We start from the raw sequence: 17,179 nt of genomic DNA on the forward strand, positions 1-17,179 counted from the left end.
GTGAATCTATCGGAACTGTGCATTCGTCGCCCCGTTATGACGACGCTGCTGATGGCGGTGCTGGTGATCTTCGGCATCGTTGCTTATCCCAGGTTGGCGGTAAGCGAGCTGCCGAACGTTGATTACCCCACCATTCGCATCAGTGCGAGCTTGCCGGGCGCAGCACCCGAGACCATGGCTTCGGCGGTAGCGACGCCGTTGGAATCGCAGCTCTCGACGATCAGTGGGGTGAGTTCGATGAACTCGTCCAGTTCATTGGGGACCTCGACCATTACGCTTACCTTCGAGCTGGGCCGCAATATCGACGCCGCCGCCCAGGACGTGCAGTCGGCGCTTTCCGCAGCGCAATTGCAGCTACCCAAGGACATGCCCGCGCCGCCGGTCTTTCGAAAGGTGAACCCCGCTGCCGCACCGGTGCTGCTCCTGGCCATGACCTCGTCCACGCTGCCGCCGGCACAATTGGATGAGTACGCGGAGACTCGATTGGCGCAGCGGCTGTCCACGATCGACGGCGTTGCCGAGGTGCACGTTTATGGCTCGGCCAAATACGCCGTGCGCATCAGTGTCGATCCCGACCGGTTGGCGCTTGCAGGTATTGGCCTTGACCAGGTGCAGAAGGCCGTTGCGGATGCCAATGTGAACCAGGCTACCGGGACGCTCTACGGTGACAGTCGGCAGTTTGTCGTGCGAAACGACGGCCAGCTTCTGCGCGCGGCGCCGTATAACGATGTCGTGGTGGCTTATCGCAACGGGGCGCCCGTGCGTCTGGGAGATATCGGCGAAGCCAGGGACAGCGTGCAGAACGACCAATTGGCGAGCTGGTATAACCACGATCGCTCGGTGCTGCTTGCCATCCAGCGCCAGCCGGGTGCCAATACCGTCGATATGATCGAGCATATCAAGGCAGTGCTTCCCGGCTTTATCGCAAGCCTGCCGCCGTCCGCGAAACTGTCCGTGCTTTACGATCGATCGCAAACCATTCGAGCTTCCGTAGCTGATGTGCAGTTCACGCTGCTGTTGGCCGGCATGCTCGTCGTGCTTGTGATCTACCTGTTTCTCGGTAACCTCTCGGCAACATTGATTGCCGCTGCCGTTTTGCCGATTTCCATCGCGGGCAGCATTGGTGCGATGTATGTACTTGACTACAGCCTGGACAACCTCACGCTGTTGGCACTGACGCTGGCCGTTGGTTTTGTAGTCGACGACACCATCGTGATGCTCGAAAACATCGTGCGTCATATCGAGGCCGGCTTGACACCGTATGACGCCTCCATCAAGGGTGCGCGCGATATTGGCTTTACGATATTTTCGATGACCTTGTCATTGATCGCGGTATTTATCCCGGTGATGTTCATGGAGGGGATTGTCGGACGCCTGTTTCACGAGTTTGCGGTAACCATCAGCGTAGCGATTCTGATCTCAGGTCTGGTCGCCATGACGCTGACCCCTATGTTATGCAGCCGGTTCATCAGGGCGCATTCGCCGGAGCATGGTCACCGATGGATCGTGGCGTTCGATCGTGGTTTTGCCGCCATGCGGGAGGCATATATCCGCAGCTTGAACTGGTGCCTTGCGCGGCCACGATGGGTGCTGGGCATGTTTGCTTTGAGCCTGCTCTGTACGGCATGGTTGTTTTACGACGTTCCCAAGGACTTCATCCCCGCCGGCGACAGCGGTCAGCTGCGTGTGGTGACGGAAGGCCCGCAGGATGTCTCCTTCGGCGGGATGGTGACACGCCAGCAGCAGCTGGCCGAGATCGCAGGCAACGATCCGAACATCGACGCCTATATGTCATCCATCGAAGCGGGAGGGTCGACGATCAACGATGGCGACATATTGTTGAGGTTGAAGCCGGCCAGCGAGCGCAAACTTACGCCGGAAGAGGTCATTCAGGAGCTGCGACCAAAGTTTGCCAAAGTGGTTGGCATGCGCGCTTACATCATCAATCCGCCGCTGATTCAAATCGGAGGCCTGCGTTCCAAGTCGCAATACCAGTACACGCTGCAATCGCTCGATCTCAACACGCTGTATGCGTGGTCCAGTAAAGTGACGGCCGCCTTTGCGGCGTTGCCCGGTTTTCAGGATGTTGCCAACGACTTGAACCTCAACAGCGCGGCCGTAGCGGTCGAGGTGGACCGTTCCAAGCTGGGGCCGCTGGGCTTGACCATGGCGCAGGTACAGTCAGCCCTGGGGGCTTCGTTCGGGCAGAACCAGATATCCACCATTTACGGCACGGCCACCCAGTACTGGGTGGTGATGGAGGTCGAGCGCAAGCTGCAAAACGACCCGTCCGTACTGTCGAAGATCTACGTCACCTCAAACAATGGCAAGTTGATTCCATTGAGTACGTTGGCCAGCTTTGTGCGCAAGGCGCAGGTGCTTACGGTCAACCATCAAGGTGAATTGCCCGCGGTGACCGTTTCCTTCGGCCTGGCACCAGGCGTCAGCTTGAGCGATGCCGTGAAAGCCATTCACGGCGCGCTGGATCATATTGGCTTGCCCGCGAGCGTCGGCGGCAGTTTTCAGGGGACGGCCCAGGCGTTTCAGCAGTCTATGCAGGGTATGGGTTTGCTATTGCTGCTGGCCGTGCTGGTTATCTACGTGGTACTGGGCATTCTCTATGAGAACTTTATTCATCCGTTGACTATTCTCTCGGGCCTACCCGCGGCGGCGGTCGGCGCGTTGCTGACGCTTCTGCTGTTTCATAAGCCGCTCGACTTGTTCGGCTTTGTCGGTATCGTGATGTTGATCGGTATCGTGAAGAAGAATGCGATCATGATGATCGACTTCGCGCTGGTTCGTCAGCGCGAGGGAGGACTGTCATCGGCTGATGCGATTGTCGAAGCCTGCGCGGCGCGCTTCCGGCCCATCATGATGACAACGATGGCGGCGTTTGCCGGCACCTTGCCTATTGCAGTGGGCGCCGGTGCGGGGGCGGAATCGCGGAGGCCTTTGGGGTTGGCCGTAGTCGGCGGTCTGCTTGTCTCGCAGGTACTCACCTTGTATCTCACGCCGGTCATCCACCTGTATCTCGATCGCATACAGCAGCGTTTTCGTGCAGGCGCCTTACGTCGCGATGTCCCCCGTCCCGGTGTCTCCGCCCTCGAATAATTGAGGGCGGAGACATCGATAGCGCTATTGGACGATATTTGCCGTGACGTGATAAACGCGCCCACCCCAACCATCGTTGGGGAAGGAGTCGGACACCTTTAGGTAAACCGGCTTCGCCCCATTCGTGGCGGCGCCAAGGTACGGTGTCAGGTCGATGCTGCGGTCGGCTTTGTTCGAACCGTCGGTGACGGGCTGGTTCTCCTGCAGCACGGTCGTCCAGTGTGCGTTGTCGGTGCTGACCTGCACCAGGAATTCGGCGTCGATGGTCAGGGTGACTTGCGCCGAGGTGGTGTCGGCGGGGAAGGGGAACCGATAGGTGAAGTGCGCATTGCCGTCGGCGAAACGGTTCTGCACACCGTTGCTTTGCGAGCCATCGGGATCGAACAGCCACGGAGTTTCGTTGACGGTCCCCGTATCGAAGTCGATCTTGTGCGCGACCAGCACGTCAGCCTGAGTAGTGAAATGCAGTCCTGCTGCCATCAGGTTCGCGGTGACCACGTGGTGTCCATCCGTCGCCAGGCTTGGCACGGCGACGCTCAGCGGAATGGTGTCGCTGACCGGCGTCGCGTTGCCGTGCGGCTGCAGGCGCACCAAGGTGGCTCGCGGTGAGACGCTCCATCCAGCGGGTGCATCGATGGAGGCGAGCGCTTGCAGCGGGAAGAATCCGGTGGCTGATACGCCGAGATCGATAGCGATCGTTGTGATGCCCGACGCGGCCGGCATGATCACCGGTTGCGCCGGCGACATGGTCGCGGCCAGCGACTCCAGCGGTGTCCTGGTGGGTATGTCGCCAATCAAGGCGCTGAGCGCGCTGGCCTGGGTGCGCCAGTCGAACACATTGGGGTGATCGTCGGTGGTGGCACCGGACCAGCGCGTGCCGAGTCGGCCGGCGGCGTCGCGATCGTTGCTCCAGATGCTCTCGGCTTGCTGATCGAGGAACGCTGCGTACTGACGATCGTGAGTGGTATCGACAAGGTCGGTCCAGTAGCGCATGAAGATGCCCTTGAACTGCTTGCCGTTGTCGTCGCAGGTCTGGTCCGTGGCATCACAGGTTTCGGTCAGGACGCCATCGGTGACCAAGGCGCTCGAACTCATGGCGGCATCGGCCAATCGTTGCACGCTCGCCAGGATGTGCGGATCCCTGGTGGCACGCCACAATTCCAGGCCGGCGCCTATCGCCATGCCCTGGTTGTAGGTCCATACGTTCTGGCCGTTGTTGGTGCAGGTATCGGTGAGGCCGTCGTTGACCAGGCCGTTGGCGTTGATCATGCCGCTGCCCTGAAACCAGTCCCATGCGGTGCGCGAGCGAGCCAGCCACAGCGTGTCGCCAGGTATCCGGTTGTGCAGCTCGGCGGTGAGCCGGATCCACAAGCCGTTGGTGACGGCGTTCTTGTACGTGCGCTCGGCGTTCCACCAGACACCGCCGCCGCAGGTGCTGGTGTCCCAGTAGCCATTGACGTAGTTGGCGATGGTGACTGCCATCGCCAGGTACTTCGGGTCTCTGGTCAGGTCATAGGCCTGCAGCCAGGTCAGGCCCCACCATTCGGTGTCGTCGATGGCCCGGCTGGTGAAGTTGCCCAGCAGAGGGTCGCCCGACAATACGCCGGCAGGAAACACGCCTTTGTCTTTTTCGAACGTGTTGTTCAACTGGGCGAGATAGCGGCGATCGCCAGTGCGTTGCATGTAGTCGCCAATGGTTTGCAGGGCGACGGCCGAGTTCCACCAGCTGGACGGAAACCAGGCCTTGTCCGGGGCGTAGGAACTCATCAATACGTCCGCTGCTACCCGGGCACGTGCGACGGCTGTCGGACCATCGATTCGTGAACTGGCTGCTTGATCGGCCGCTGCTGCAGGAAAGGCGGCAACCAGGGCCGCCAGGCTGGCTGCGGCCAGCAGTGTTTTCATTCGTATGCGTATTGCTTCGAGATTCATGATCGGAAGCGCTCCTCACAGATACCCACGAAGGGGAGGGAGGTCATATCTCTCCCACTATTCCAAGACCGGACCGTGGGCGGTGATCCGGCTCGAAAACGTGCAGGCATGGAGCCGTCTAGATGGCCATGTCTTGTCTAAATGCATCCGCAAACACGCCCAGCAGCACGCACTGCCGCGTGGCTTGTGCTCCCCTGCGGACCTGCGTGATTCCCGGGTTTAGATCGATCTAAATTAAATCTCAAAAAAAAGGCCAATGACCCGATGGACGCAATGTCCGAATGCTGAGCGATCAATGCCTGTGACCCACTGTAACCCGCTTTTGCGGTGTGATGCTTGCTGCATCGCAGAAGGGCTCAATGAGAGTGGGAATAGGGAGGAGCTGTGTCGTGTGAGGTGCGTATACGTTTGCTTGAGTGACGCGTACTCGAAACGTCCATTAAATATACGGTGTTCCTGCTAGCGCAACGTTGACGCCAGCGAAGCCGCGTTCCATCACACGCTCAAACGCCAGCTTGGGTTTCCGGCCTTTACGAAAGTCGGCAAGCGCCTCGCCATACGCTACCACCAAGGTGCCCATGAGCATGGTCGCTGCAAGGCGTGCATCGGAATCCGGCGTCGGCCTTTCGACAGCGTCGGCAAGCATGTCAGCGAGATCGTCGGCGAGTGTTCCCTGCAGTTCGCGTGCGCGAATCGTAAGCGCCGGGCTTTGTGCGACCGTTCGCCAAAACTGGACCGGTCGCTCGGACATTCTGAAGAGTGGATGATCCTCTCTCAGCAACGTAAGCATCAGCGCCTCAAACGCATGCACCGGAGATTGCTTGCCACGTTCGGCCAGGGATCGCCGAACCAGATCGCGCAATTCGTCTTCGCGATCGAACACCAGGTCTTCCTTGCGAGGGAAGTAATTGAACACCGTCTTTCGCGCTACCTCGGCTTCACGCGCGATGTCGTCAACCGAGACGTTTTCAAAGCCTCGTTCGACAAAAAGGTGAGTGGCGATGTTCGAGATACGTTGCCGGGTCTCCGCTTTCTTGCGGGAGCGGAGGCCGTCCTGGGGAGGGTCGCTGCGGGTCATGGCATTTATTTTACACTGAGTGTAAGATTTTCACTAGAGTGGCGATGACCCCAACGCCCGACCCATCGAGAAGACATCCCCATGATCCATGACGTCATCATTGCCGGTGCCGGCCCGGTCGGCCTGTTTCTCGCATGCGAACTGCGTCTTGCCGGCCTGTCCGTTCTGGTGCTGGAGAAATCCTCAGACCCCCGAACGCCCCTGAAACGCTTGCCCTTTGGCATGCGTGGTTTGTCGATACCCACCATGGAAGCCCTCTATCGCCGTGGTCTGCTGGGCGATATCGCTTCATCGTCACCGTCGAAAGAGGGGGCGGCCCGTAGTGGGGGCGCGCATTGGATGAACCAGTCACGCGGCCCTGGTGGCCATTTCGCGGGGATCCAGTTTTTTCAGGATGCTGTAAACGAGTCGGCATGGCCCTATCGCTTGCCCAATCCGGCTGGCTCGACGATGGTCGTCGAGCTGGAGTCGTTCGAATCCGTGCTTGCCCATCATGCAGCCCGATTGGGGGCGGACATCCGACGCGGCGTGAGCGTCGAACGTTTGGAATCATCGAATGACGAGGTCACCGTTTTCACCGGCGAAGACACCTTCCAGGCACGTTGGCTTGTGGGCTGCGATGGCGGTCGCAGCGCAGTTCGCAAGGCTGGCGGCTTCGCGTTTACGGGGACTGACCCTGAGTTCACTGGTTACTCCGTGGACGTAGAGCTGGCTGAGCCGCACCCGTTGCAACCCGGCCGCCATTACACCGAGAGCGGCATGTACACCTTTGCATCGCCTGGGACGATTGCGATGGTCGAGTTCGATGGCGGCGCCAGTCATCGCATCGCGCCCATCACGCTCGAGCATGTGCAGGCGGTATTGCGCCGGGTCTCGGGTAGCGAGGTCGTAGTTTCCGCGCTGAAGCTTGCCACCACCTGGACCGACCGGGCCTACCAGGTCAGCGCCTACCGCAAGGGTCGCGTACTGCTTGCCGGCGATGCAGCCCATATTCATTCACCGCTGGGTGGTCAGGGTCTCAATCTGGGGCTGGGCGATGCGATGAATCTTGGCTGGAAACTCGCTGCCGTCGTGCATGGCGACGCGCCCGAGAGCTTGCTCGATACCTATCAAGACGAACGCCAGCCGGTCGGGGCCAGTATCCTCGATTGGTCACGCGCGCAGGTCGCCATCGTACGGCCGGGTAAGAGCTCGCGTGCACTCGGAGCGATCATTCGCGACCTGATAGATACGCGCGATGGCGCGACCTATTTTGCCGAGCGCGTATGGGGCATATCGCTGCGCTACGACCTAGGCGCTTCGCTTCCTCTGATTGGACGAAGCGTCCCCGATTTCGAGTTCTCCGATGGAGCGAGAGTGGGCGAATTACTTCGGACAGGAAACGGCCTGCTCATTGATTTCGAGGCGAGCGCAGCACTGAGAGAGCTGTCGGCGCGGTGGAGCAGGGGAGTCGCGTATATTGCCGGTGACGCAAAAGACCGACTGGGCCTGACGGCCATCCTTGTGCGGCCCGATGGCATCGTCGCTTGGGCCACTGATGCCGCGCCAGAACTTGATGAGGCTGCGAATGCCATGGCGCGATGGTTTGGCGCCCATTGATTGATCGAGCCACATTCCGGCGCTGCTAGTTCGTCGGCACCGAGGCAGGATGGGGGACGATGTTGTAGTTCACACGAAAGAGGTTGTGCGGGTCATATTGTTTTTTAACTTGCCCAAGTCGGGCGTACTTCTCTGGCCCGCCAAAAGCTTCAACCACTCGATTCATCATGTCGGTCATCCCACTTCATGCCAAGGGTTGACTTGCAACAGACATAAAGCGAGGCGTGTACTCCTTCGGCAGCTTTGTACGATCGACTACGTACAGTATTCCGCGGCCAGAAGTACACGGTCAAAACTCCCCATCTTCAAATCGGTGTGTTGCAAAGAAGAGAGCGACTTCAGCCGCCTCAGTTCCGGATGGTCGGTTGCCAAGAGGAAACCTCCATGCCCCGGCAGAGGCATGGATCGGCAACATGGGTGCCATCTCGGCAAGCCATCCCGAAACTCACTCCATCGCAGCGATGAGGCTGCGCGGCCGCATATCCGTCCAGCTTTCCTCTACGTAGGCGAGGCAGGCCTGTCGGCTTTCCGGACCGAACCTGATATCCCAGCCGGCGGGAACAGCAGCGAAATGCGGCCAAAGCGAATGCTGGCCTTCTTCGTTCGCCAGTACGAGGAAACGGCCTTCGTTATCGTCGAATGGATGGGTCATGACAGTGTCCTTATCAATGAAGTGGCACAAAGATAAACGCAGATGGAAGGCATCGGTCGGTCAGGCACCAGCGAGCAGCGCCTCCGCCTGCTGGCGACCGTGTGCATCCCCGGGCGCCCTTTTCGCCATGGGCGCCGTTCCGCTCGGCGGCAGAATGAAGGTGCGGCAGCCCAGCAATCTTTCGGCGTGGTGGCCCGCGTCCCGGCTGCGTTGAATCAATGTGTCCGACTCGACAATCTGTTTGCTCGATGCGGTCAGCTCAAGCCCCGCAACGAATCGCAGCCAGGGCTCTTGTCCCATGGCGTACACATAGATGTGGTTGCAACCGAACTCTTCCACGATGGCCCAGGCATGCTCGCAGTCCGAGCCGGATAGACGGCGAGACTCGTCGTCCTTGCGCGTTACCTTATTGCCGAGGTACGGGCCGTACAACCACGATAGCGGTGCGCCATCGCATTCCATGCCGATAAACAGGTGGTCCACGTGCCCTGTACGCGCACGGATGCGGCGATAAAGCATGCGGTCCTTACAGTCCGAGTCCGCAAGAAACAACAGCCTGCGCCCTTTCAGTTCGACGAACAGGCCATGTTTGCTGGCGATGCTGAGGTCGGCGTGTTCGCCGTAGAAAGGCAGGCTATAAAGGTGCCCGTCGGCCAGGTCGAGATGATCCATCGGATCCATCACGACGACGTTGCGGTGTCCCATCGCCTCGAGCGCGAGTTTCATCGAAGGGTCCGCGAAACTATGGGGGTTATTGCGCGGCACCAGAATCTTGCCGATTCTTTTGCGCAACTGCAGTAACACCTCGATGCTGAAATGATCCTGGTGATTGTGTGTCAGGAACACATAGTCGATATAGTCGGGAAGATCATGAAACGTCAGGCGTCCCTCGGTGTCGTCCCGATCCCAGGTCAGAAACGGGTCGATCAGAATCGAGGTCCGGTCGGTCTGCAGCAGCACACAGGCGTGACCGAAGTAGCGCAGGCGAACCTCGTCCGCGGCATAGCCCGGTTCATTACGCTGCGGCGGCTGGTCGCTGAAGTAAGCCCGTAAACGATCGCGCTCGGCGCCTTGTGCCACGTTCAGTGCAGTAGCTATCGCAGCGAAAGAGACGGGTTCTATTCGGCTTTGCGCGATAAGATCGTAGGCTGGGCTGTTAAACGAGAGCGGCAGGATCATTCTGTCGTCATTGGGCAAGCGTGGCGTGTTCAGAAAGAAATTTCGCCGCTCGTCGCGCACGCGCGAAAACGCAACCTGCTGAGGTGCGCTATGCGTGGTCGGATCGTCGATCATCAGCTCTTCCAGAACGCGCAGGGTCGGGCGATTGCTCAGGTCATAGGTGGCCTCGACCAGGCCCGCCAGACTTGGCGGAAGGTCGTTGTAGAGCCCGTCCAGGCTGTAGCCGGCTGAGGATTGCTGTACACCGCGGTCGAACTTGAGCAGATCCTCCGCGAACTCGAGCAACGGCCGACCTTCATCGAGCATGCGTTGCTGCAACGCGCGAACGGCAACGACATCGTCGCGCTTGAGCTCGAGGAACGAGCCGCCAAGCATTTTCGGATTCTTCGATGCCGCTTCATGTACCGCTGGATTGGCGATGAACGACTTGAGCATCGGCAGATAACGGTTGACCAGGTTAAGCGCCAAGGGAACGGGCGAGACCAGGTGGCTCCATGCATACCAGTTGAACACGAGGGGTTCGAGTTTGGTATCGCCGGCAAGGTAGACATTGTCGTTGTCGGTCGTGCTCATACGTTCTCCGTGAAGTCGCTATGGCCGATCCCTATCCGGACGGCTGGTCGAAGGTGGTTGGTAAACGTTGCCTGGCGCCGCATGCTCATGGCGTGAGATAGCGATCAAGCAGGTTGCCGATCTCCGCCCGGTGGGCACTGTCGAGCAAGCTGAAATGATCGGTGGCAAATTCGTGTACCCGAAGGGCTCCGGTGATGTGCTCCTCCCACGGAGCAACCGAGGGAAGCGACATGTTGCGCGTCGGTTCCGTGGCGCGGACAAAGATCAGATCGCCATCGAACGTGCGCGGCTTGAACGTGCTCGCCAGTGCGTAGCTGTTTTCCAGCGCGCCCATCAGCTGGTCGACAGCGGTCTCGGCGCCGGCACGTTGCAACCAGCGCACAAGATGATCTGGCGCCGGTGCGCGATCCATGGCGTCGTTGGCAGCGACCGGTTCTGGTAGCGCATCCACCGGATAGGAGTCCAGCAGCACCAGCAGTTCGACGTGCTGGCCCTCGGCCTGCAGCCGAGTGGCCACGGCGTGAGCGAGCAGCCCGCCGATGGACCAGCCAAGCAGGCGATACGGACCTTCCGGTTGAATCGCCCGGATCCGGGCCAGGTGGCCATGAGCGATGTCCTCGACCGTCTCCGCAGCGGTGTCCACAGGTGTTTCCAATCCGTAGATCGGGCAATCGCTGCGGACATGGGCGACAAGGCCGGCGTAGCACCAGGCGACATTTCCGGCGGGCGGCAGGCAGAACAGCGGCGCATCCGTGCCCTTTACGCGCAATGGAAGCACCGAAGGCAGCGGTTGTGCATGCGCGTGTTTTTCGGTCAGTACGTGTGCCAGTGTCGCCACGGTCGGGTGGCCATAGAGCGCGCCGATCGGCAGGCGTGTTCCGAAGGTGGCGTTTATCCGCGCTACCAGCCGGATGGCCAGTAGCGAGTCGCCGCCCAGCTCAAAGAAACTGTCTTCGATGCCTATCGCGCCGGCCTCAAGTACCTCGGCAAAAAGTATCGCAAGCATGTCTTCCGCGGGTGTGCGAGGCGCCTGCGCGGAGGTGGTTTCGAAGTGTGGCGCTGGCAGTGCGCGTGCATCGAGCTTGCCATTGACCGTCAAGGGCAAGGAGGGCAACGAAACGACGGCTGCGGGAACCATGTAGTCCGGTAACACGCGTGCCAACTCGCGCCGGAGCGCGGCCGGATCCAGCTGCCCTGACGAGGGCACCACATAGGCAACAAGGTGTCGCCCCGTTGCTGTCCCTCGCACGACGACTGCTGCGGCCTGGACGTGCTCCAGGCGCTTGAGCGCGGCCTCGATCTCACCGGGCTCGATGCGGAATCCACGAATCTTTATCTGTTGATCGGATCGACCGACAAACTCGAGTTGTCCCTGTGCGTTCCATTGCACCCGGTCGCCGGTTCGGTACATGCGTTCACCGGGCGCGCCGAACGGGTGTGCGACAAAGCGTTCGGCACTCAAGGACGGGCGGCCGAGATAGCCCCGGGCCAGGCCAGGACTGGCGACATAAAGCTCTCCCACCACGCCCGGCGGCACCGGGCGCAGCAGGTCGTCGAGTACATGCAGGACCGCGCCATCGACGGGGCGGCCGATCGGCGCCGTGGCGGCGATCAGCGGGTCGCTGATACTCGCGCAAATGGTGATCTCGGTAGGCCCATACGCGTTGAACATGCGTCGGCCTGACGCATATCGCGTCACTACGTCCGGTGGACATGCCTCGCCACCCACGATCAACGTCACCGGCAGCCCTGGCGAGGCCGGATCTATCGTTTGCAGGGCGGATGGCGAGATCAACGCGTGGGTTATCCGCTGCTGTTGGCAAAACTGGGCCAGATCCTCGCCAAGCAACGGGCCGGCCGGGGGCACGACCAGGCATGCGCCCGAGGCGAGCGCCATAAGCATTTCCATCACCGATGCATCGAAACTCAACGACGCCAGCTGCGCCACGCGCGCGCCGCGGTCAAGCGTGAATCGGTCCGTCATGCTGCGGGCGAGGCTGGCGATACCCCGATGTGTGACCGTCACCCCTTTGGGCTTGCCGGTCGAGCCGGACGTATAGATCACATACGCGGGATGTTCGGCACGGGGCGATGCGATCGATATCGCGTCGTTCGTGTGCGCCTGATCGGCCGCACTGTCATTCATGTCGATAATGGGAATGGATGCGGGCCATGCCTGAGCGATCGTCTGGTGGGTGAGAATGCACGCCGGCTTGGCGTCATCCAGAATGAAGGCAATGCGATCGGCGGGATAGGCAAGGTCCAGTGGAACGAAGGCGGCGCCAGCCATCATGACAGCCAGTTCCGCCACGACGGCTTCAGCCGAGCGCGGCAACGCGATGGCTACCAGGCTCTCCGGCCCGACACCCGCGGCGTGCAGGCGCGATGCCAGAGCACGGGCGCGTCCATCGAGCGTCGCATAGTCGAGCTCCACGGATGCATCGCATACCGCCGGTGCCATCGGTGATGCGTCGCGCTGCCGGTCGAACCATTGCAACGGCGGCGTGTTGTCTGCATCGCGTACGGCGCGCCACGACTGCAAGGTCTTCCGCTCCTGGGCTGTGAGCAGGTCGATACTTGGCAGTGCCCCATGCGCATCGGCAGCCATCGATGCGAGCATGCTGGCGTAGACATCGGCATAGCGGGCCAGGGTGTTGCCGTCGTAAAGCGAGGCATGTCCGGTGATCCACCCGGCCACGCCGTCGCCATCGGGCCGGAAGTTCACCTGCAGGCCGAAGCTGTTGCTGCCGCCGCCACCCTGCGCGGCCATGCGGCTGCCCAACTCGCCCAGGTCGTCATACGCGTGAAAGTGGGTGTAATTGAAAACCACATGCAGCGCTTCGTGCAGGCCCGCTTCCTTGAGAATCAACGGCAACGGAAAGCGCCGATGTGGCATGAGATCGCGTTCCAGTTCCACGGTTCGGCGGACCGCCGATGCCCAATCGGGACCGTCCAGTCGCAGTCGCAGTGGCACCGAATTGAGGAACAGGCCAATCATTTTTTCGCCATCAGGCACCTCCGGACGACCGTTGGTGACCAATGCCGTCGCGACATCTCGCGTCCCGCATATGACGCCCAAAGCCGCCATATGCGCTGCCAGCAACACCGATTTCAGCGGCGCACCCAATCGTGCGGCCAGCGCAACCAACGCGACGCCCGTGTCCCGCGGCACGGCAATCGGTGCGACGGCTGGGCCGGACGACATGGACGCCCAGGCGGCACGAAGTGGGGGGTGAGCATCCAGTCCGCGCAGTGCTTCGCCCCAGAACGCGCGACTTTGCTCGGACGCAATCGCCGAACGCTCCAGGCGAATATAGTCGCGATAGGAAACGGCAAGCGGTTCGGCCGGAATCGTTCTGCCCTCGATATGGGCTTCGTAGCGCTGCAGCAGCTCCGTCACGAGGCAACCGTCGCTCCAGCCATCCATGATCGCGTGATGGCAACTGATGGCCAGGTGAAAGCGTTCATCGGCAAGAAGATGAACGTGTATACGCATCAAGGGAGCTTTGCGCTTGTCGAAACCACCGCGCTCGTCGTGGCGAAACCACGCCGAAAGCGCTTCATCCTGCTCGATACGTGAACGTCCGCGTAGATCGCCAAGGGTCAGCGGTAAGGTCACCTGGCGGTAAACCAGTTGCAGCGGTTCGCCGAAGGATTCCAGATCGAATCCGGTTCGCAGCAACTCGTGTCGTTTCGTCAGATCGCTCAGAGTGTGTTCAAGCGCGCGCTCGTCATAAGCCATCTCGACCACGAAACCCATCGAGGCGTGGTAGAGCGTCGTGGCTTCCTCGAAGTCGCTATGGAAGAACATGCCCAGCTGTAGATGGCTGAGCGGGTAGGCGTCGATAACGCCTTCGGGCAGCCGCGGCAGGAAGCGGTCGCAGGTATCGTCGGTGACGGAGGTCGAGTCCGATGCCGCATCGATCGTCACCACCAGCGCCAGTGCCGCGACGGTCTGGTGATCGAACAAGGTAGCGAGCTCGAAACCGATGCCCCGCACAAAGGCCTGTGCCTTGAGTTGTAGCGCCAGTATCGAGTCCCCGCCGAGATCAAAGAAGCTGTCGTCGATGCCGATTCGCGGCAAGCCGAGCACGCCCATGAACAGTTCCGCCAGCTGCCGCTCGATCACGTTGCGCGGCTCGCGGCGATCGCTTGTGTCGAAACGCGGTGCTGGCAGCGCCTTGCGATCGAGTTTGCCGGTCGGCGATACGGGTAGTGCATCGAGCGGTATGACCGCCGCGGGGATCATGTAATCGGGAAGTTGCTCACCAAGCGACTGACGAAGCGCGGAGGCATCGATAGGGTGACCGTGCGCGGCAACGACATAGGCCACGAGCTGACGATGGCCGGGCGTATCCTCGCGGACAACCGCGACCGCATTCTGCACGCCAAGGTGCGTCAGGAGCGCTGCCTCGACTTCGCCAAGCTCGATACGGAAGCCGCGCAGCTTGACTTGCTGGTCCGCGCGTCCGAGGAAATCGAGCTGACCGTTGGCGAGCCAGCGTGCGCGATCGCCACTGCGATACATGCGCTCGCCGGGTGCACCAAAGGGATTCGCGACGAACCTGTCGGCAGTAAGGTCGGGGCGATTGACATAACCACGGGCCAGCCCGGGACCGGCGATATACAACTCGCCAGGTACGCCGATCAGTGCAGGATTCAAATGCTCGTCGAGCACGTAGACTCGAAAGTTGCGAATGGGGCGGCCGATCGGCGTGCGTCCGCTACCGGGAAGGCTTGGTGCAATAGTCGCGCAGACGGTTGTTTCGGTAGGGCCGTAGGCATTGAACATCGCCACGCGCGGCACCCAGCGATCGATCAGTGTGGGCGGGCAGGCTTCACCCGCCGTCACCAGCACGAAGCCCTCCGGTAACGAGGCTTCCGGCATCAAGGCGAGCGCCGAGGGTGGCAGCGTTGCATGCGTCACACCGTGCCTGGCGATAAGTGCGGCCAGCGGACCGCCGGGCAGCATCGCTTCGGAGGGAGCGAGCACAAGGCAGGCGCCGCTCAGGATGCCCATGCAGGTTTCCCAGAAGGCCGCGTCGAAACTGGCGGACGCGAACTGAAGAATCCGCGAGGACACACCGACCTCAAGCGTCTCTATCTGCTCGCATACAAGATTGCCGACACCACGATGCGTGACGGCCACACCCTTGGGGCGGCCTGTCGAGCCTGATGTGTAAATCACGTAGGCCAGATGATCCGGGCATGTCGCAGCCTCCGGGGGCGTGCCCTCGTGCGCGGCAATGTCGTCGGCGTCGGCATCGAGCAGCACCAGGCTTCCCCAGTGCGACGGCAGGCAATCGACCAGCGCACCGACGGTAATGAGCACCGGTGCCATGGTGTCTTCAAGAATGAAGGCCAGGCGGTCGGCGGGATAGTCCGGATCGAGCGGAACATAGGCGCCACCTGCCTTGGCCACAGCAAGGATGGCCACGATCAGGTCCAGCGAGCGCGGCAGGCAAATGGCTACGCACACTTCCGGGCCGACGCCGAGACCTTGCAGATGGTGACCCAGCCGATTGGCTTGTTCATCCAGTTCCCGATAGGTCAACGATGTATCGCCAAAAGCGAGGGCACACGCATCGGGGCGCTCGTGGACATGACGCGCGAATTGCCCGCCCAGCGTTGCATTGTCGATAGTGGGGGCTGTGGCACTGACGTTGGCTCGTGCTGGTGTATTCCATAGCTCCACGGTCTGCCTGCGCTCCTGCGCATCGGCCAGATCGATCGCGGCGATGCACTGATCCGGATCGTCCGCGACGGCATCGAGCAGCCGGCCAAGACGTTCGCCGATCGTGACAACGGTCGCCCGATCGAACAGATCGAAGGTAAATTCCAGCAGGCAATCCAATCCGTCGGGTGAACCTTGGGCCGTACGTCGCTCGTTGAAATTGAAGCCCAGATCGCAGCGCGAACCCTCGCCGTCGAGGACGCGAAGGCGAGTATCGATCTGCTCGAAACCAAGCTCGTTTTCGCCGCCCATGCCAAGCATCAGCTTGACCTGGAAAAGCGGGTGATAGGCCGCCGAACGGGATGGATTGAGCAACTCGACCAGCCGTTCGAACGGCACATCCTTGTGCGCATAAGCGGCAAGGTCGACGTCGCGCACCCGCTCGAGCAATTGGCGAAACGTCGGATTTCCTGACGTATCGGCACGCAATACCAGTACATTGGTGAAGCAGCCGATCAGGTCGTTGAGGGCTTCATCGCCGCGCCCGGCAAACGGGCTGCCCAACGGAATGTCCTCACCGGCGCCCAGGCGCGTCATCAAGCTGGCGACTGCGGCATGCAACACCATGAAAAGCGTGCATTGCCGCTGCCTGGCCAGGGCATCGAGTCGACCATGCGTGGCTGCATTCACATGAAAACTCACGCTGCCGCCACGGCGCCCGGGCAGGGGCGGCCTTGGTCGGTCTGCAGGTAGGTCGAGCACATCGGGGAGATCGGACAGCGCATTTTTCCAGTACGCGATGTGTTGCGAGATGTCGCTGTGCGGATCCGATTCTTCCGCCATCCATTCCTGCTGCCATAACGCATAGTCCGCATACTGCACCGGCAACGGCTCCCATGTCGGAGCGGCCTGCTTGCGGCGAGCGTTGTAGGCCATGGTCAGATCGCGTACCAGCGGGGCGAACGACCAACCATCGCTGGCGATATGGTGCATCACCAATACCAGGGTATGGCGCTCGGCGGCATGGCGATACAAGGTTGCGCGCAGTGGAATTTCGTGGGCGAGTTCGAAACGGTATGCCGCCGCCTGTGCAAGCTCGTGTTCGAACGACGATTCGTCGACCTCGACGGTATAAAAGGGGACGTCGAGGTTATCGATAGCCTGTATGTGCTGCGTGGGTGAGCCATCGACTTCTGCGATGACGGTGCGCAGCACTTCATGGCGTGCGACCAGATCGCGCAGCGCCGCGCGGAGGGCGTCGACATGCAATGGACCGTCGAGATCCAGTGCAAAAGGAATGTTGAAGGTTGCGCTTGGTCCTTCAAGCTTGTTGACGAACCAGAGGCCTTTTTGAGCGAATGACAAGGGAATCATGACGGCC

Annotated in this window: 7 protein-coding genes; 2 read left to right on the forward strand and 5 right to left on the reverse strand. The window is 61.0% G+C overall.

Annotated elements, in window-relative coordinates; translation table 11 throughout:
- Window positions 1-3,111, forward strand: a complete 3,111-nt coding sequence (locus QMG46_RS15090) for an efflux RND transporter permease subunit (RefSeq protein ID WP_281848651.1) — start codon at window positions 1-3, stop codon at window positions 3,109-3,111.
- Window positions 3,112-3,135: 24 nt separating this feature from the next.
- Here the strand turns inward: QMG46_RS15090 and QMG46_RS15095 are convergent, their stop codons facing one another.
- Window positions 3,136-5,043: a glycoside hydrolase family 76 protein gene (locus tag QMG46_RS15095; protein ID WP_281848652.1), complete on the reverse strand. Its 1,908-nt coding sequence runs from the start codon at window positions 5,041-5,043 to the stop codon at window positions 3,136-3,138.
- 439 nt (window positions 5,044-5,482) lie between these two features.
- Window positions 5,483-6,121 carry a TetR/AcrR family transcriptional regulator gene (locus tag QMG46_RS15100; RefSeq protein ID WP_281848653.1) on the reverse strand — a complete coding sequence of 213 codons (639 nt, stop codon included), beginning with the start codon at window positions 6,119-6,121 and terminating at the stop codon, window positions 5,483-5,485.
- An 81-nt stretch (window positions 6,122-6,202) separates the two neighbouring features.
- Here QMG46_RS15100 and QMG46_RS15105 point away from each other — a divergent pair, with 81 nt between their 5' ends.
- The gene (locus tag QMG46_RS15105; RefSeq protein ID WP_281848654.1) at window positions 6,203-7,720 is read left to right on the forward strand and encodes an FAD-dependent monooxygenase; all 1,518 of its coding nucleotides are present in this window, start codon (window positions 6,203-6,205) and stop codon (window positions 7,718-7,720) included.
- Between the two features lie 445 nt (window positions 7,721-8,165).
- On the opposite strand, the gene QMG46_RS15110 is transcribed toward QMG46_RS15105, so the two are convergent.
- From QMG46_RS15110 to QMG46_RS15120, 3 genes are all read right to left on the reverse strand, one after another.
- Window positions 8,166-8,372 (reverse strand): MbtH family protein, encoded by a 207-nt coding sequence (locus tag QMG46_RS15110; protein WP_281848655.1) that lies wholly within the window; start codon window positions 8,370-8,372, stop codon window positions 8,166-8,168.
- A gap of 60 nt (window positions 8,373-8,432) precedes the next feature.
- Window positions 8,433-10,124: an MBL fold metallo-hydrolase gene (locus tag QMG46_RS15115; RefSeq protein WP_281848656.1), complete on the reverse strand. Its 1,692-nt coding sequence runs from the start codon at window positions 10,122-10,124 to the stop codon at window positions 8,433-8,435.
- A gap of 85 nt (window positions 10,125-10,209) precedes the next feature.
- Complete coding sequence (locus tag QMG46_RS15120; RefSeq protein WP_281848657.1) at window positions 10,210-17,172, reverse strand: non-ribosomal peptide synthetase; 6,963 nt, start codon at window positions 17,170-17,172, stop codon at window positions 10,210-10,212.
- Window positions 17,173-17,179 lie beyond the last annotated feature (7 nt).

The organism is Dyella sp. GSA-30, from assembly GCF_027924605.1.
Lineage (GTDB): Bacteria > Pseudomonadota > Gammaproteobacteria > Xanthomonadales > Rhodanobacteraceae > GSA-30.